This window comes from Leminorella grimontii ATCC 33999 = DSM 5078, from assembly GCF_000439085.1.
GTDB lineage: Bacteria > Pseudomonadota > Gammaproteobacteria > Enterobacterales > Enterobacteriaceae > Leminorella > Leminorella grimontii.
Genome location: NZ_AUUA01000001.1, coordinates 883,541 through 901,727 on the forward strand (window position 1 = coordinate 883,541; position 18,187 = coordinate 901,727).

16 protein-coding genes are annotated in these 18,187 nt (G+C 51.7%); 7 read left to right on the forward strand and 9 right to left on the reverse strand.

The window, feature by feature from the left end:
• Nucleotides 1-745 precede the first annotated feature (745 nt).
• A complete protein-coding gene (dauA, locus tag G544_RS0103995) occupies nt 746-2,437 on the forward strand; it encodes a C4-dicarboxylic acid transporter DauA (RefSeq protein WP_027273391.1) in 1,692 nt (563 codons plus the stop codon).
• A gap of 90 nt (nt 2,438-2,527) precedes the next feature.
• Here dauA and G544_RS0104000 read toward each other — a convergent pair whose 3' ends face one another.
• The 7 genes from G544_RS0104000 to hemA form a co-directional block, all read right to left on the reverse strand.
• On the reverse strand, nt 2,528-2,911 hold the full coding sequence (locus G544_RS0104000; RefSeq protein WP_161624104.1) for a DUF1090 domain-containing protein: 384 nt from the start codon (nt 2,909-2,911) through the stop codon (nt 2,528-2,530).
• 264 nt (nt 2,912-3,175) lie between these two features.
• Nucleotides 3,176-4,030 carry a 3-deoxy-8-phosphooctulonate synthase gene (kdsA, locus tag G544_RS0104005; protein ID WP_027273393.1) on the reverse strand — a complete coding sequence of 285 codons (855 nt, stop codon included), beginning with the start codon at nt 4,028-4,030 and terminating at the stop codon, nt 3,176-3,178.
• 70 nt (nt 4,031-4,100) lie between these two features.
• Entirely contained in the window at nt 4,101-4,925 is an 825-nt protein-coding gene (gene sirB1, locus G544_RS0104010; protein ID WP_027273394.1) for an invasion regulator SirB1, read from the reverse strand.
• A complete protein-coding gene (locus G544_RS0104015) occupies nt 4,922-5,314 on the reverse strand; it encodes a SirB2 family protein (protein ID WP_027273395.1) in 393 nt (130 codons plus the stop codon). Before G544_RS0104015 ends, sirB1 begins: the two co-directional genes overlap by 4 nt.
• A 50-nt stretch (nt 5,315-5,364) precedes the next feature.
• The gene (prmC, locus tag G544_RS0104020) at nt 5,365-6,201 is read right to left on the reverse strand and encodes a peptide chain release factor N(5)-glutamine methyltransferase (RefSeq protein WP_027273396.1); all 837 of its coding nucleotides are present in this window, start codon (nt 6,199-6,201) and stop codon (nt 5,365-5,367) included.
• A 7-nt stretch (nt 6,202-6,208) separates the two neighbouring features.
• Nucleotides 6,209-7,294: a peptide chain release factor 1 gene (gene prfA, locus G544_RS0104025; protein WP_027273397.1), complete on the reverse strand. Its 1,086-nt coding sequence runs from the start codon at nt 7,292-7,294 to the stop codon at nt 6,209-6,211.
• Nucleotides 7,295-7,329: 35 nt separating this feature from the next.
• Nucleotides 7,330-8,592, reverse strand: coding sequence for a glutamyl-tRNA reductase (hemA, locus tag G544_RS0104030; protein ID WP_027273398.1), 1,263 nt, complete (start codon nt 8,590-8,592; stop codon nt 7,330-7,332).
• A gap of 258 nt (nt 8,593-8,850) precedes the next feature.
• On the opposite strand from hemA, the gene lolB reads away from it, so the two are divergent.
• From lolB to prs, 3 genes are all read left to right on the forward strand, one after another.
• Nucleotides 8,851-9,474, forward strand: a complete 624-nt coding sequence (gene lolB, locus G544_RS0104035; RefSeq protein ID WP_036023144.1) for a lipoprotein insertase outer membrane protein LolB — start codon at nt 8,851-8,853, stop codon at nt 9,472-9,474.
• Nucleotides 9,471-10,313, forward strand: a complete 843-nt coding sequence (gene ispE, locus G544_RS0104040; protein WP_027273400.1) for a 4-(cytidine 5'-diphospho)-2-C-methyl-D-erythritol kinase — start codon at nt 9,471-9,473, stop codon at nt 10,311-10,313. Before lolB ends, ispE begins: the two co-directional genes overlap by 4 nt.
• A gap of 136 nt (nt 10,314-10,449) precedes the next feature.
• A complete protein-coding gene (gene prs / locus G544_RS0104045; RefSeq protein ID WP_027273401.1) occupies nt 10,450-11,397 on the forward strand; it encodes a ribose-phosphate diphosphokinase in 948 nt (315 codons plus the stop codon).
• A gap of 143 nt (nt 11,398-11,540) precedes the next feature.
• Here prs and ychH read toward each other — a convergent pair whose 3' ends face one another.
• A complete protein-coding gene (gene ychH, locus G544_RS0104050) occupies nt 11,541-11,813 on the reverse strand; it encodes a stress-induced protein YchH (RefSeq protein ID WP_027273402.1) in 273 nt (90 codons plus the stop codon).
• Nucleotides 11,814-12,115: 302 nt separating this feature from the next.
• On the opposite strand from ychH, the gene pth reads away from it, so the two are divergent.
• The 3 genes from pth to argS all read left to right on the forward strand — a co-directional run bounded on the left by pth (nt 12,116) and on the right by argS (nt 16,409).
• On the forward strand, nt 12,116-12,706 hold the full coding sequence (gene pth, locus G544_RS0104055; protein ID WP_027273403.1) for an aminoacyl-tRNA hydrolase: 591 nt from the start codon (nt 12,116-12,118) through the stop codon (nt 12,704-12,706).
• A gap of 1,078 nt (nt 12,707-13,784) precedes the next feature.
• Nucleotides 13,785-14,408 carry a RipA family octameric membrane protein gene (locus G544_RS0104060; protein ID WP_444979800.1) on the forward strand — a complete coding sequence of 208 codons (624 nt, stop codon included), beginning with the start codon at nt 13,785-13,787 and terminating at the stop codon, nt 14,406-14,408.
• Between the two features lie 258 nt (nt 14,409-14,666).
• The gene (gene argS / locus G544_RS0104065; protein WP_027273405.1) at nt 14,667-16,409 is read left to right on the forward strand and encodes an arginine--tRNA ligase; all 1,743 of its coding nucleotides are present in this window, start codon (nt 14,667-14,669) and stop codon (nt 16,407-16,409) included.
• 75 nt (nt 16,410-16,484) lie between these two features.
• On the opposite strand, the gene murJ is transcribed toward argS, so the two are convergent.
• Nucleotides 16,485-18,020: a murein biosynthesis integral membrane protein MurJ gene (gene murJ, locus G544_RS0104070; protein ID WP_027273406.1), complete on the reverse strand. Its 1,536-nt coding sequence runs from the start codon at nt 18,018-18,020 to the stop codon at nt 16,485-16,487.
• Nucleotides 18,021-18,187 lie beyond the last annotated feature (167 nt).

Consider the following 18,187-nt stretch of genomic DNA (forward strand, 5'->3'; position numbering starts at 1 on the left):
ATTTAATAACGGATGTGGATAGAGGCATTTATCTGAAGGTAATCCTAAGGATCTACCTTCCTCAATAATAATTTAATAGAGATAGTATAAATAGCTAAGCGCCAGCCTATGCATACTGCCGCTAAATGCCCAAGGCCAAAGCGTTACAAGAGCCCTCCTGTTAAAAGCCGCTCTCACTTGCATTGGCTTACACAAGGTCCCCGTCGTCATGAAAAACGCACTACTTATTCACTCATTGGAAACTTTAATTTAATCACGAACCGTCAAAAAATAGAGAGATAGAGAAATAGGAAATAAAGAAACTCAGCATAATAATAGATAATTATTGCTTAGAACAACCAAAAGTTTTCAAAGTAATCATAATAAAATATTTATATAACCACTAAATCGTCAACGGGTTATTACGCCTATTATTTAATCATAGGCAAACTGAATTTCACTATTATCCATCGATAATAATTAGATAACCGTCCTGCTATTTATTATTGACCTTGTACCAACACGCCATCCGCCTTAATTATTTAATGAAATGTTAAAAATAAACAAAATGACCACTCACTCGCCGCCCGTTTTTAACACTCTTTTTTCCGCATAAAAGCAGTACAACTCTACATAGACATTGACAAATAAATTGATATATCACCATGCAAGAGGCTATTAAAGAGAGTATGGTATCGGGGTTAAATTACGACGGGCGATTAAGTCCCGCCATTTTTTATTTTTGAGATGGTTAGGTTATCCCCAGATGAAAACGCATGGAATGAACGGCGTTCGGCCGTTTAGTGCATTAATTGACGCCTGTTGGCGCGATCCCTATACAATTCAACGTTTTTTCAAAGACATTATCGCCGGCATTACCGTCGGCATTATCGCAATCCCCTTGGCTATGGCGCTGGCGATCGCCAGCGGCGTTCCCCCGCAGTACGGGCTGTATACCTCTGCGGTTGCCGGCATAATTATCGCCGTCACGGGGGGCTCTCGCTATAGCGTGTCCGGACCTACGGCCGCCTTTGTCGTGATCCTCTATCCCGTATCACAGCAGTTTGGCCTGTCTGGGTTGCTTATCGCCACGCTGATGTCCGGCGTTTTCCTTATTATTATGGGGCTCGCTCGCGTCGGGCGGCTCATTGAGTATATCCCCATTTCCGTTACGCTGGGATTTACCTCCGGTATCGGTATCACCATCGCGACGATGCAGATAAAGGACTTTTTCGGGCTCACGGTAGACGTTCCCGAACACTATGTCGATAAAGTCATCGCTCTGGCATCGGCGCTCCCGACTATCAGCTGGGCCGATACGCTTATCGCCAGCGTCACGCTGGCCGTTCTGATTTTGTGGCCAAGGTTGGGGCTGCGCGTTCCTGGGCATCTTCCCGCTCTGCTGGCCGGCACCGCCGTCATGGCCATTCTTTCATGGGCCGGCTATTCCGTCGCTACCATTGGCTCGAAGTTTCACTACCTGATGCCGGACGGCTCCAGCGGTCAGGGGATCCCTCCCATCCTGCCCCAGTTCGTTCTGCCTTGGAACTTCCCCGACGCCTCCGGCCAGCCCTTCGTGCTGAACTGGTCTACGATTTCCGCCCTGCTGCCTGCCGCTTTTTCAATGGCGATGCTTGGCGCCATTGAATCTCTGCTGTGCGCCGTCGTTCTTGACGGCATGACGGGCAGAAAACACCACTCAAACAGCGAACTGTTAGGGCAAGGGCTAGGCAACATCGCGGCACCCTTCTTCGGCGGCATCACGGCTACTGCTGCAATAGCGCGTTCCGCCGCCAACGTCCGCGCTGGCGCCACCTCCCCCATTTCGGCCGTCGTACACTCGGTTTTGGTGATTTTGGCGCTGCTGGTGCTGGCGCCGGCGCTTTCCTATCTGCCGTTGGCCGCGATGTCATCCCTGCTGCTGCTGGTGGCCTGGAACATGAGTGAAGCGCACAAGGTGGTTGATATCCTAAGGCGCGCGCCGAAAGACGACATCATCGTTATGCTTTTATGCATGTCGCTCACGGTACTGTTTGATATGGTAATCGCTATCACCGTTGGTATCGTGCTCGCCTCGCTTTTATTTATGAGACGCATCGCCCGCATGACGCGCTTGACGGAAATTAAAGGCGGCAGCGACGATAGCTGCATCGCGATGCGCGTAAGCGGCCCGCTGTTCTTCGCCGCGGCGGAGCGCATTTTTAACGAATTGACTCAACGTTTAGACGGTCAAAAGACGATTGTTTTACAGTGGGATGCCGTGCCGGTTTTGGATGCCGGCGGCCTTAACGCACTACAGCGTTTCATTGACGTTCTGCCGGAAGGCGTTGAGCTGATTAACTGCGATATTCAGTATCAGCCGCTCAAAACGCTGGCAAGGGCGAAGATTAAGCCTGTCGACGGGCGGCTTTCATTCTATTCATCTTTGGATGAAGCGCTGGCGGCGGCTAAGCGATAAGCTCGAAATAACCCTGTATCAACGGCAGGGCGGCCTATAGCCGACGCTATGATTGTCCATATGCCCCGTTTTTCCTACGGGGCTTTCTATTTACAGCAGGCTCAATGCTTCATCGAGCTCAGCTTCCGCTTCTTTTAATTTACGCGTTTTATTGGCTATCTTCTCCGGCTTGCCGGACGCCTGGGCTTCAGCCAGTTCAACCCGGCGCTCTGCGACCTTACGCTCCTTGTTTGCAACCTTTTCCTCTTGATTTACGCGGTATTCACCGCTATTGCAGTGAGCCTCTACGTTACGCATCGCGCGCTCCAGCCCCGCCAGGCGGTACGGATTGTTATACTGCCGGGCATACTCCATCTGCTGAGCGATCTTCTCTTTCTTTATTTGACAGTGGTCTTTACCTTCGTAGTGACTTCCCGCAACGACGGCGGCTGATGAAGCCATAAGCGGTAAAATTAAAATAAATTTCTTAAACATAATGCTCTCCCTAAGCATAAATCGCATTCTCAAATATCGAGAACGCCGGCATCTTATCATGCAAAAATAACCACACAATCGGAGGAAACATTACGTAACATATCCTGAAAGATTCCTGATGATATAGATAAAAAACAGATAAATCATGTAATTATAAATATTGTTGTTATTTGAAATAATATTAAATCAAAAGCGTTTTATCCCTATTGAAATAAAAAAGGGAGCTCGGTTGGCTCCCTTGATGGTTATTAACGGTATTTCACATTAACAGCTGGTGTCCAGCTCATCGAAACTTTTAACCAGGTCGTCAATCGCCTTTATTTGCTTAAGGAACGGTTCCAGTTTATTCAGCGGCAACGCCGACGGACCGTCACACTTAGCGTGGGCCGGATCCGGATGGGCCTCGATAAACAGGCCCGCCAGGCCAACCGCCATTCCCGCACGGGCCAGCTCCGTCACCTGCGCGCGACGCCCGCCGGAAGCGGCGCCGAACGGATCGCGGCACTGTAGCGCGTGGGTCACGTCAAAGATAACCGGACTGTTGCCGCTCACCTGCTTCATCACGTTAAAACCCAGCATGTCTACAACCAGGTTGTCATAGCCAAAGTTGCTGCCGCGATCGCACAGGATAATCTTGTCGTTGCCGCCTTCTTTAAACTTGTCGACGATGTTGCCAACCTGACCCGGGCTGACGAACTGAGGCTTTTTAACGTTAATCACGGCGCCCGTACGCGCCATAGCTTCAACCAAATCCGTCTGGCGAGCCAGAAACGCGGGCAGCTGAATGACGTCAACCACGTCCGCTACCGGCTGAGCCTGTGCAGATTCATGAACGTCAGTGATGACCTTGACGCCGAACGTCTGCTTAAGCTCCTGGAAAATTTTCATTCCCTCTTCCAGGCCCGGGCCGCGATAAGAGTGAATTGATGAGCGATTGGCCTTATCGAAGGAGGCCTTAAAGACGTAAGGAATGCCGAGTTTTTGCGTTACGGTCACGTAGTGTTCGCAAATGCGCATCGCCAAATCGCGAGACTCCAATACGTTCATGCCGCCAAACAGAACGAACGGTAGATCGTTCGCAACCTTAATCTCGCCAATATTCACTACTTTCTGATTCATTCGGTAGGTTCCTTAGTTATTAATCAACGTTATGCCGCAGCTATGCCGCCGGGCTGCGCCTCATTATTTATTAATGGAGCGTGATGTTGCCGTTGTTCGTCTGCTCAATACTGCTGAGCTGCATTTTAATCACTTCCGTCACCGGATCTTCCGGGCACTGTTCGATGAAATAGTTCAAATCGCGAGCGGCAATGTGATTGCAGTCCAACTGTGCGTAAATCAACCCGCGATCGCGAATTTCATAAGGGTCTTCCGGATCAAAACTCAGCGTCAGCTCACTCGCTCTCAATGCCAATTCGGGCCGGTTTTCCTGCATCAGCGCGCCCTTCAGCGTTCCCAACAGCTTAATGACGATTTGACTGTTTTCCGAATCGTTCAGATCGTCATAGGCCAGCTTTGCGTCGATGCCAAGATGCCCTTTGAGCCAAATGTCTAAAACGTGACAGGTTAACGTTTCGCCATTAAGCGGATTAATCACCCAGCTATCGCCGTCCAGCCAGTCGGCCTTCACCAGCAGCTGCGTCGGAAACATGACGGGGAAAAGGGGAATATCCAGGCTGTTGGCAATGTAAATGAGGATAGTCCCCAGCGAAGACGGCGCGCCGCACCGCGTTTTTAGTACGTGGTCTAACCAAAGCGTTTCTGACAGGCGATAAACGCCCTCGGCGGACCCGAAATCCCACGTGTGGTAAAACAGATCTAAAAGCCTTTCAAGCCGGAGATCGACGTCAAGATTTTCCGGTATGCGAACCCGGGCCTGAGCTGCCAAGGCATCCAGCTCGCGGCGCACTTCATCTTCCGGAAAGTCATCGCGAATAAGCCGCGTAATGAGGCAAATTCCGTCCAGTAAAGCGTGGCTGTTAAATTCAAAATCGGTAATGTTGTCGCGACTCATGCATACTCCATGATTAACGGCAATTTGGTCACTGCCAGGGCTACAATGAAATAAACAACAAGCAGCGCGGCCATAAAGGCCGTCACGCGCAGCGCTTGGCCCATTGTACGCCGACTCAGCGCAATATGCCCTAAGCCAATGTAGATTATCACGCCGACAAGCTTTTCAGTCATCCACGTTCCCTGCGGCGTAAACGGATAAAAGTGGGTAATAAAAACCAGCGCAATTCCGGTAATAAACAGCACCGTATCGTTAACGTGGGGAAGAACTTTTACCCACTTACGCGCAAGCAGCGCCGATCCCCTCCATCGCCAGTAGAAACGCAGAGCGAACATGGCAATGCTAACAATGGCTGTCGCAACGTGTAGCCATTTAACCCACAGGTACATAAATGCGTCTCCGCTAAACGGCCGGCCGCAGCAAGCCGCCTTAGAATGTGTTAATGACTGAACCAGCGCCCGAGCGTAACGCGATCGTTACCGCCGTAGTCCTGATGCGTTGCGATAAGATCAAATCCCCGCTGCTTAAACAGCGTTCTTACCTTTTCTCCCTGCTCCCAGCCGTGTTCTACCAAAAGCCATCCCCCCTGCTTGAGGTAATCGGGCGCATTCTGAACAATCCACAGCAAGTCCGCCAGGCCGTCCTGCTCCGCCACCAGCGCGCTGCTGGGCTCAAAGCGTACGTCGCCCTGCTGAAGGTGAGGGTCGTTTCTGTCGATATAGGGAGGATTGCTGACGATAGCATCAAAATAGCATTCGCTAAGCGGCTCAAACCAGTTTCCCTGAACAAAATGAACGTTATCAATACCCAAACGTTCTGCATTGTCCTGCGCCAGCGCGATGGCGGCGGGTTGAAGATCGATGCCGGTGACGGAACTGTCCGGACGTTCACTGCCCAAAGCCAGAGCGATCGCGCCGGTCCCGGTCCCGAGATCGAGAATATCGCACTCCACCGTAGGAAGATGTTCCAAAGTCAGTTCAACCAACCTTTCCGTATCGGGCCTGGGAATAAGCGTTGCAGGCGACACGTTCAGCATAAGGGACCAAAACTCTCTCGAACCCACCAGGTAGGCTATCGGCTCTCCGGCTATTCTACGCACGAGCAGGCTTTCCAACTGGGTCAATGCCGTTGGCTCAATCGCCGTTTCGCTAAACGCCATCAGAAACGTTCTCGTTTTACCCGTAACGAAGCCGAGGATAATTTCTGCATCCCGTTTCGGGCTATCGCCGCCCTTCAGCCGGGCGATAGCCTGTTCCAGCCATTGATTAAAAGTCATAGCGGGATTAGGCGTCCAGCTCGGACAGCGCCGCCAGCTGATCGGCCTGATATTCCTGAACGATAGGCTGAATCAACATATCGAGCTTGCCTTCCATCACTTCGTCGAGGCGATAGAGGGTCAAATTGATTCGGTGATCGGTCACCCGTCCCTGTGGGAAGTTATAGGTTCTGATACGATCGGAACGGTCGCCTGAACCCAGCAGGTTGCGGCGCGTAGACGCCTCTTCCGACTGGCGCTTTTGCATTTCCGCCTGACGAATTCGCGCTCCCAGCACCGACAGCGCTTTGGCCTTGTTTTTATGCTGCGAGCGCTCGTCCTGACATTCGACGACGATGCCGGTCGGCAAGTGGGTGATTCGGATGGCGGAATCGGTGGTGTTGACGTGCTGCCCGCCCGCGCCGGAGGAGCGGAAGGTGTCTATTTTCAAATCGGTCGGGTTGATTTCCGGCAGCTCCGCCTCTGGTACTTCAGGCATGATGGCGACCGTACAGGCCGACGTGTGAATGCGGCCCTGAGACTCCGTTTCCGGCACCCGCTGCACGCGGTGGCCGCCCGACTCGAACTTGAGGTGGCCGTATACGCCATCGCCGGAAACTTTTGCGATAACTTCTTTATAGCCGCCGTGTTCGCCGTCGTTGGCGCTCATCACCTCGATGCGCCAGCGCCGAGCTTCCGCATAGCGGCTGTACATTCTAAACAAATCGCCGGCAAAAATAGCCGCCTCGTCGCCGCCGGTTCCGGCGCGCACTTCCAGAAAGCAGTTGCGCTCGTCGTCCGGATCTTTTGGCAACAGCAGAACCTGAAGCTGCTGCTCGAGTTCTTCAAGCTGACGCTGCCCTTCGTCTATCTCTTCCTGAGCCATCTCTTTCATTTCGGGGTCAGTCAGCATGAGTTCTGCTGCGCTCAGATCTTCCTGAACTTTACGCCACTGGCGAAAACAGGCGGTAACGTCCCCTAACTGGGCATACTCGCGAGAAAGTGCACGAAACCGTTCCTGATCGGCGATCACGGTCGCATCGCCTAAATGCGCCTGCACTTCTTCATGGCGCTCCTGTAAAGCTTCTAGTTTGGCAACTATAGAAGGTTTCATTCGTGGCTAAACCCTATGGTAAATATTGAAGGTCACTAATACTGGTCCAGCCCGAGGCTGTCGCGCAATACGTTTAACTGCTCAAGATCGCCGCTGCTGGCGGCTTTCTGAAGCGATTTGGTTGGTGCGTGGATAAGACGATTGGTTAATCGATGGGACAATGTCTCAATAGTGCTTTCTACGTCGGCACCCTGGGCTATCGCGGTCAGAGCCTTTTCAACCAGCTCTTCGCGCACGCCTTCCGCCATCGCGCGGTAGTCTTTAATCGCCGTGACGGCCGACTGAGAACGCATCCAGGCCATAAAGTTGGCGCTTTCCTGCTTAACGATGTCTTCTGCCTGAACGGCCGCGGCCCGGCGCTGAGAAAGATTATGTTCGATAATGGAGTGCAAGTCGTCAACCGTATACAGATAGACGTTCGAAAGCTTGCCGACTTCCGGCTCAATGTCCCGAGGCACGGCGATATCAATAAACAGCATCGGCTGATTGCGGCGCGCTTTTAAAGAACGCTCCACCATGCCTTTACCGATTATCGGCAGCGGGCTCGCGGTCGAACTTATCACAATATCGGCTTTATACAGAGACGCATCGATTTCCGGCAGCGTGATGACGTCGGCCTCAACTTCATCGGCCAGCTGCTGCGCCCGCTCGCGAGTGCGGTTCGCTATCGTCATTTTCTTAACCTGATGCTCGCGCAGATAGCGGGCAACCAGCTCAATAGTCTCTCCCGCTCCCACAAGCAGAACGTTGACGTCGCGCATCGACTCAAAAATCTGGCGCGCCAGCGTACAGGCGGCAAAGGCGACGGAAACCGCGCTTGAACCAATTTCGGTTTCTGTCCTGACGCGCTTGGCGACGGAGAACGACTTCTGAAACAGGCGCTCAAGTTCGGTATTCAGCTTTTGATGTTCCTGCGATTCGGCAAAGGCCTTTTTTACCTGGCCTAAAATCTGCGGTTCGCCTAACACTAAAGAATCCAACCCGCTGGCAACGCGCATCAGGTGGCTGACGGCGTCAAAGTCCTGGTGCCAGTAGAGGCTGCCCGCCAGCTCGTCCTTAGTCAGATGATGATATTGACACAGCCAGTGGGTTAGCTGAGAAAGCGCGTTGTCATCGGGCTCAACGCTTAAATACAGCTCGGTTCGGTTGCAGGTAGACAGCACGACGCCGCCCTGCACCAACGGCTGTTGGTGCAGGCTATCGAGCGCCTCGCCCAGCGTGTCCGGAGAAAACGAAATTCGTTCTCTTAAGGACACTGGCGCGGTTTTGTGATTGATTCCAAGTGCAAGAAGCGTCATGAACTGCCGTTTTTATTATATATCGACGGTCAAACCGTTATCTTAATGAGATATTCTACTTGATGCTGACTGTCAATAAAAGTCGCGCATTACCACGAAGGCAAATCGCAAAAAGCGGCGTAAAAAATGTAGCGCCGCCTGTTCATTCTATACTGCCTAAGTAAGATCGTCGTTGACGTTTGGCTCGCAGCCGATTAGCGTTACACCACTCTACCGCATAGAGGCGGTAATTCACCATCGACAGGATCTGACGACATCATGAAGACACCTTTACGAACTTCCTCGTTCATTAAGCTCATTCCGCTAGCCAGCGTGCTGCTGACCGCCTGTACGCTGACGGGCACTGGCGAGCAAAGCGGTGCGTCTCCCCTGTGGCAATCCCATGAACAGCAGGTCAAGGCCTTGACGCAATACCAAACGCGCGGCGCTTTCGCCTATCTGACCGACAGCCAGAAGCTTTATGCGCGTTTCTTCTGGCAGCAGCAAACCCCCGAACAGTATCGACTGGTGTTAACCAATCCATTGGGAAATACCGTGATGGAGCTTAACGTTCAACCGGGGATGGTTCAACTGGTTGACGACAAGGGACAGCGCTACGTCAGCGATAATGCCGAAAAGATGATTTTCGAGCTAACCGGTATGACCATTCCTCTTGAAAACATGCGCCAGTGGATGATTGGCCTGCCCGCCGACGCTAAAGACCTCACCTTCACGCCAGAGGGGCAGCTAAAAAAGATTACGCTTGACCAAAACGGCCAACGTTGGACCGTGGAATATCGAAACTATGATACAAAAGCCCAACCGGCCCTCCCCGGTCTGATCGAAATTTCCCACGGCGATGAGCGCATTAAGCTGAAAATGGACGACTGGACGCGGCAATGATGAACAAGTGGCCCTCTCCCGCCAAGCTGAATCTGTTCCTATATATTACTGGCCGTCGCTCCGACGGCTATCATTCGCTGCAGACGCTGTTTCAGTTTTTAGACTATGGCGACACGCTGAGCTTTAACGTTCGTCAGGACGGCCGCGTAAATTTGATGACGCCCATCGCCAACGTCCCTGACGACCAAAATCTGATAGTGCGCGCCGCCCGGCTGCTCCAGCGGCATACCGGCAGCGCTCTGGGAGCGGATATCTCCGTCGACAAGCGTCTGCCAATGGGCGGAGGCCTGGGCGGAGGATCGTCAAATGCGGCGACAGTGCTGGTCGCGCTTAATCACCTGTGGCGCTGCGGGCTGTCGCAGGATGAGCTTTGCCGAATCGGGCTGACGCTCGGCGCCGACGTGCCCATTTTTATCTACGGCCACGCCGCGTTTGCAGAGGGCGTCGGAGAACGCTTTACGCCGGTTGAGCCTCAGGAAAAGTGGTATCTGGTCGCTCATCCTGGCGTAACTATCCCTACCGTAGCCATTTTTACCGACCCGGAGCTACAGAGGAATACGCCTGAAAGAGATCTCGAAACGCTGTTATCTTCGCCTTTTTTCAACGATTGTGAACCAATCGCAAGAAAAAGGTTCCCCGAGGTTGAACAGCTTATTTCTTGGCTGTTAGAATATGCGCCGTCACGCCTCACAGGGACAGGTGCTTGCGTATTTGCCGAGTTCGATACTGAAGCCGCCGCCCAACGCGTGTTACAACAAGCCCCTGAATGGTTGCACGGCTTTATTGCGCGAGGCGTTAACGTTTCGCCACTAGCGTCGTTCCTGTCAGGGCAAGAGTGAGCGCCGCGCTGATGCGGTAAACAAAGCTATTTGGAGTCGGCCCTGTTTACCGCATTTTGCGGTCTCAAATTTATCGTATACCGTCACCTATCCACGCTGTCGGTATCTTTCTGGATGCAAGCCTGAGGTTCTTCTCGTGCCTGACATGAAGCTCTTTGCTGGTAACGCTACGCCGGAACTAGCACAACGTGTAGCCAATCGTCTTTATACTTCTCTGGGTGACGCCGCTGTAGGCCGTTTTAGTGACGGTGAAGTGAGCGTTCAAATCAACGAAAACGTCCGCGGTGGTGATATTTTTATTATTCAATCCACCTGTGCGCCGACCAACGATAACCTGATGGAACTGGTCGTTATGGTCGACGCGCTGCGCCGCGCTTCTGCTGGGCGTATCACTGCGGTTATTCCTTACTTTGGCTACGCTCGTCAGGATCGTCGCGTACGTTCCGCCCGCGTGCCTATTACGGCCAAAGTCGTTGCGGATTTCCTTTCCAGCGTCGGCGTCGACCGCGTTTTAACCGTCGACCTGCACGCCGAGCAAATCCAGGGCTTCTTTGACGTTCCGGTTGATAACGTTTTCGGCAGCCCAATCCTGTTGGAAGATATGCTGCAGCAGAATCTGGAAAGCCCTATTGTCGTATCTCCGGACATCGGCGGCGTCGTTCGCGCTCGCGCTATCGCCAAGCTGCTTAACGATACCGACATGGCCATCATCGACAAGCGCCGCCCTCGCGCCAACGTCTCTCAGGTGATGCACATCATCGGCGACGTCAATGGCCGCGACTGCGTTCTGGTTGACGATATGATCGATACCGGTGGAACCCTGTGCAAAGCGGCTGAAGCCTTAAAAGAGCGCGGAGCCAAGCGCGTATTCGCCTACGCGACGCACCCGATCTTCTCCGGCAACGCCGTCGACAACATCAAGAACTCAGTGATTGATGAAGTCGTCGTTTGCGATACGATCCCGCTGTCAGCCGAAATCAAGGCTATCAACAAGGTTCGCTCGCTGACGCTTTCCGGCATGCTGGCTGAAGCCATTCGCCGCATTAGCAACGAAGAGTCCATTTCCGCCATGTTCGAACATTAATTTCGAACCTGCTGAAATGTAAAAACCCGGAAGCAAACGCTCCCGGGTTTTTTATTTGCAGAAATTAAAACGGAAAATCTCTTTTTCCGGCAAACTTTGCCTTTACGTCATCTTTCCGGTTCTCTGTGCCCTATCGCGCGAATTTACAGATGCTTATGGCGATAGCGGCGGTTATCGTAGTGCTTAATCCACCAGTAGCGGTCGGCCACTTTCTCGCGCCCGCTAATGCGTGCGCCGACCAGCCAAATAAAGGCGCCGATAAAGATACCTGCGATGGGAAGGTTTGCTAAATCGCCTGACAGCAAGGCGATGTCTTTTACGTGAGAGACGATCGTCAGGCCCGCGCCACAAATCATGAAAATAAGGCCGAAGACCATAAAGATGTTACCTAGAATAACGAAGGTTTTCCGTTTCATAAGCTCCTCCACCAAGTGCTTGCTGAAGTAATTATTAAGCTGCTTACCTTTGCTATGAGTATAACAGCGGGGGGCAGTAAATGTGTGGGTGCGATCACAGCTCGGACATTAACACTTACAATTTCCTTACATTTCACAAAAAACCTGACGGTTCTTCAATATTCTCAACTTCATTCCTTAAGTCTGCGCCCAAACGCACTATTTTGTGATTCCCCCCAAGAACGGTAGAATAGTCCCCTACTCTGTTTTCAATTTCGGGCTAGCGCTAGAAAGCCCGATATGCGTTGATTTGGATACTGACTGTGAGCAGCATTAAACTGATTGTTGGCCTGGCGAACCCCGGTGCCGAATACGCCCAGACGCGACATAACGCCGGAGCCTGGTTCGTTGATTTATTGGCCGATCGCTATAACCAACCGCTAAAGGAAGAGCCCAAGTTTTTTGGTTATACTTCCCGCCTTAGCATTGGCGGCCAGGACGTTCGACTGTTGGTTCCCACCACCTTCATGAACCTGAGCGGTAAAGCCGTTGTCGCCATGGCAGGTTTCTTCCGCATTTCGCCTCAGGAAATTCTGGTTGCCCACGACGAGCTCGATCTCCCCCCCGGCGTCGCCAAACTTAAGCTAGGCGGCGGCAACGGTGGACATAACGGGCTAAAAGACATCGCCAATAAGCTAGGGAACAACCCCGATTTTTACCGTTTACGCATTGGTATCGGCCACCCTGGGGATAAAAACAAGGTCACAGGGTTTGTATTAGGAAAACCGCCGGCCTCAGAACAGTCGCTGATAGACGACGCCATTGACGAAGCCGTACGCTGTACGGATATATTAATAAAAGAAGACGTCACTAAAGCGATGAACCGGCTCCATGCCTTTAAGGCTGGCGCATAGCGATAGCTCAGCCGTCAGTCCCGGCTGACGGTTTTCGCATCGCCCCCCTTGATGTTACGGTAAATTAGCACCACCTAGCGTGCGGCAACATTCTGATTTTTGAGTTAAAGCCATCAACGGTTTTCCGACTGCCAAAAATTCATCTCCCTCGATAGCTCGTGCGCCAATCTTTTCTAAAATCCCTCGTCGAAAGAGTGTTTGTGCTAACGAGTCCCCCCCTCATTTGCTTGCATTCTCCTAACTGACGGTAATGCGCGCTTCCTTCGTGAACGTGCACTCGTAGCCTGGCCTGTCGTTAACTCAATGAAAACATTAATATTGATAAAAATGTCATTACTAACCAAAATATATCTTTCTGTTATAATTTTTTAATAATTATGGAATGACAAAAATTAAGTAAATAAAAATTAAAGGTTACAAAAAGGTATTTCTCACCCGGTCATTTAGGATAGAGAATAAAAACGCTTTTAATACAATAAATAAATATGAATTTCTTCGCTAACCCGATAAATTCAAGTACCATCCATTAATCTCTACGCTGGAAAATTTGCCATATCCCCCACAAAAAAATGCGCAGCCCTGCATCAAACAGAGTCTCTATCAGATCTCGACAAAACTAATGACAAATGCTTCCATTGAACTCAAAACACACAATAAAATACATATAGTTCAACAAATTAAACAAAATTACGTTTAAGAGAAAGGTAAGGGTTTAACATAAAAAATAGGGGTAAAACTAAGGCAAAAAGCCAAATCACAACACTTATACAAAGTAAAGACAGTTTCTCTTACCCTTAGTTTTTTAAAGTAAAATACGCACAACAACTCAGTAACCCTAATTTAATTTCAGCCCATGCCTGAATCCTAACTTATTTGTTACTATTCATAATAGGATGGGTTATTCGTGCCCTTTTTATGCACTATTTTTTACTTCCAGCATTGTGTCTCAACGCCCGTTGCGGTAAGCTGTGAGAAGTAAATCTATAATGGATGATAGATGAATATGCACGTACGCAGTGATGAAGTGCATAAATCGGATGGTGCACACGTGTGCAGTGATTTATGCCACCTGACCAGAATGTCATTAAAACACGCTCACAATATGAAGAAGGTTGAGGCCCAATCATATTGGCGTCGTTGCATGTTTTTCTTGGGCGCCAGCGCCGTCGTCACGCTTTTCTTTGGCATCGTCTTCTTTACTACGCCAACGCTGATAACCTACTTCATTGAAATGATCGTTTCCATCATGGGAATTACGATTTCTCACGCTTGGTATCGCGTTACGGCCAACAACATCCACTGGCATAAAAGCTGGTATGCGCACGTTAGAGGCCTTGAAAACCAGCTTGCATCCTGCACTAAAAAGCCCATAAGGATGATAAGCGGAATACAGGCGCCCCACAGCCTCAATGACTCATTCCTCCTTAACAGAATGCTCAACGTGGTCTTTTTCGTGTTCTGGTGCATTCTTCCCGTTATCTCGCTGCTGAAATTTTTCTACTACTTCGTTTACGTCAACGGCGTTTCCCTTTCGCTGGCTAACACCCTTTTTCTGTGCATACCTTTCCTTATTATGGTTTTCCTCTCTATCGCGCTTAACGTCTTTATGTGCATGTTCTCATCAAAAGATGATGCGGAGATCGACAACCGAGAACTCGATATCGCCCTACAGTATAAAAACGGCCAAAACCAACAGAACTGAACGCCCCGTTATGCCCTCCTTTTAGCCCTTTTCAAGCCTCTTTCCCACCCTTGCTCTATAAGCCTATAGCCATATTCCCGTTCGATGAACAGCAGGAAAGCTGACTCCGCAATCAAGATCGGGTATCATTCTGCGGTTTCTTTTTTATTGTGAAGCAGGCGATTTTTATTCTCTGCCGCTTTTGTCGTTGCGCCCAACGGACTAATCCCCTCTATTGGCTTAGCGATAAACAACATGACGCTGTAATAAGGTAATCCGGTGAATATACAGGCACTCTTATCAGAAAAAATAACGCAGGCGATGATTGCCGCAGGCGCGCAGGAAAACTGCGAAGCCCACGTACGCCAGTCTGCAAAACCTCAGTTTGGCGATTATCAGGCAAACGGCATTATGGCCGTTGCAAAACAGATGGGACTCCCTCCTCGCCAGCTCGCCGAGCGAGTGTTATCGCATCTTTCCCTTTCTGGCATTGCCAGCACCGTTGAAATCGCCGGCCCGGGCTTTATTAACATCTTTTTGGACGCACAGTGGTTGGCGGAAAATGCAGAACGGGCGCTGCAAAGCAGCCGGCTGAACGTGACGCCAGCCCAGAAGCAGACCGTCGTCGTTGACTACTCCGCCCCTAACGTTGCTAAAGAAATGCACGTAGGCCATCTGCGCTCAACGATCATTGGCGACGCCGTAGTCCGCACGCTGGAGTTTTTAGGCCATCACGTTATCCGCGCTAACCACGTCGGCGACTGGGGCACTCAGTTCGGTATGCTTATCGCCTATCTGGAAAAGATGGAAAACGAGCACGCTGACAACATGACGCTTTCCGATCTGGAAGCGTTCTATCGTTCGGCTAAACAGCACTATGACTCCGACCCGGTTTTCGCCGAACGCGCCCGCGAATACGTAGTGAAGCTTCAGGGCGGCGATGAGTACTGCCGCACGATGTGGCGCAAGCTGGTCGACGTCACCATGCAGCAGAATCTTGCCACCTATCAGCGCCTGAACGTCACGCTAACCGTTGATGACGTTATGGGCGAGAGCATCTATAACGCCATGCTGCCCGGCATCGTTGCCGACCTTAAGGCTAAAGGCCTGGCGGTGGAAAGCGAAGGCGCCACCGTGGTCTATCTGGATGAGTTCAAAAATAAAGACGGCGACCCGATGGGCGTCATCATCCAGAAAAATGACGGCGGCTATCTCTATACCACAACGGACATCGCCTGCGCCAAATACCGCTACGAAACGCTGGGCGCAGACCGGGTGCTCTACTATATCGATTCGCGCCAGCATCAGCATCTGATGCAGGCTTGGACGATCGTTCGCAAAGCGGGCTACGTGCCGGAAAACGTTACGCTTGAACACCACATGTTCGGCATGATGTTGGGCAAGGACGGCAAGCCGTTTAAAACCCGCTCGGGCGGAACTATCAAGCTTTCCGAGCTGCTGGATGAGGCAATTGAAAACGCGGACGCCAAGCTGCGTAACCTCATTGTAGAGAAAAACCCGGACATGTCGGAAGACGAACTTAACAACGTGATAAATGCGGTGGGCATCGGCGCGGTAAAATACGCAGACCTCTCCAAAAACCGCACCACGGACTACGTTTTCGACTGGGACATCATGCTGGCGTTAGAAGGCAACACGGCGCCCTACATGCAGTATGCCTACACCCGCACCGCGTCTATCTTTAAGCGCGCGGGCATCAGTGAAGATGCTCTCAGCGGCGAACTGGTCATTGCCGACGAACGCGAAAAAGCGCTAGCGGTTCGGCTGCTGCAGTTTGAAGAAACGCTGTATGCGGTCGCAAAAGAAGGTACGCCTCACGTAATGTGCGCCTACCTCTACGACGTCGCCACGCTGTATTCAAGCTTCTATGAAAACTGTCCGATTCTCAACGCCGACAGCGATGCGATTCGCCAAAGCCGCCTGAAGCTGGCCGCCCTCACCGCACGCACGCTGAAACAGGGGCTCGACACGCTCGGCATTCAAACCGTAGAGCGCATGTAGCGTTCAGCCATTAACGAAAAAGCAAAGGCGCCGAGAGGCGCCTTTCTTATATCCATACTCATCTACACTACCGGCTTAGGCCACTCGACGGGCGAAATCGCGAATGCGGAAGCCTAACGCGGCCAGCGTACCAAAATAGGCCACGATGCCCACAATCACGACGGCCAGCAGCCTTAAAATACGCATCGGCATATTGCCGATGTCCCATGCAGGCATCAGGTACATCATTCCCAACAGCGCGGCCGTCATAACTAACAGCGCGACAACAAGCTTCACAAAAAACGATAGCCACCCTGCCTTTGGCTGAAAGTGGTTACGCTTTCGCAACTGCCAGTACAGCAGCGCCGAGTTGATGCAGGCAGCAATGCCGATAGAGAGCGACAGCCCGGCATGCTTAAGCGGCCCGATAAACGCCAGGTTCATCATTTGAGTAGCAAACAGCGTAAAAAGCGCAATCCTGACCGGGGTTTTGATGTCCTGACGGGAATAGAATCCCGGCGCCAGCACCTTAACCAAAAGAAATCCCATCAGACCAACGGAGTAGGCAATCAGCGCCTGACGCGTCATCATAGCGTCATACGCGCTAAATTCGCCGTACTGAAACAGCGACTTGATGAGCGGCTCAGACAGCACGCCAAGCGCGACGGAACAAGGCAAGGCCAAAAGAAAGCAGAGGCGCAGCCCCCAGTCCATCAACCCCGAATAGGCTTCGCTGTCCCCGCTGGAGAAGCTTTTAGCCAGCGAAGGCAAAAGAATGGTTCCCAGCGCTACGCCCAGCACGCCGGAAGGCAGCTCCATCAGGCGATCGGCATAATACATCCAGGAAACGGAGCCGGATGCCAGAAAAGAGGCGAATATGGTATTGATGATCAGAGAAATCTGACCAACGGATACGCCAAGGATCGCCGGCCCCATTTGCCTGAGCACCCGCCAGACGCCGCTGTCTTTCAGGCTCACTCTCGGCAGCACCAGCATGCCGATTTTCTTAAGGTACGGGAGCTGGTAAAGCAGTTGAAGCACGCCTCCGGCAACCACGGCCCACGCCAGCGCCATGATAGGCGGATCGAAATACGGCGCGCCGAAAACCGCAAATCCAATCATGCTGATATTCAGCAGCGTTGGCGCAAAGGCCGGGACAGAAAAGCGATTCCAGGTATTGAGGATTGCTCCCGCCAGCGAGGATAGCGAAATCAGAAAAATATAGGGAAACATGATCTTCAGCAGCTGCACCGTAAGCGCATATTTCTCTGGATCTTTGGTAAAACCGGGCGCAGTGGCCCAAAGCACCCACGGCGCGGCGACGATGCCGATGAGCGTCACCAGCGCCAGCACCAGCGTCAGCAGGCCGGAAATGTAGGCAATAAAGGTTTTAGTCGCCTCTTCTCCCTGCTGGGTTTTGTACTCGGCAAGAATTGGCACAAACGCCTGAGAGAAGGCCCCTTCAGCAAAAATGCGGCGCAGCAGGTTCGGCAGCTTAAAGGCGACGAAAAAGGCGTCCGTGGCCACGCCGGCTCCGAATGCGCGAGCGACGATCGCATCGCGGGCAAATCCTAACACCCGAGAAACCATCGTCATAGAACTGACGGCGGCCAACGATTTAAGTAGATTCATAATGATTGAATTAAACGGCTTTGAATGAATCGTATCGCCCATCGCGGCGATACGGAGCTGGGCGTAGTTTACGTGGTGTTAAGGGAATCACCAATCGAAAAGCGTATAAAAATATGAATCCCCGTCGCTTTATCGCCGACGGGGATCGTCGCTCACACAGAATGAGT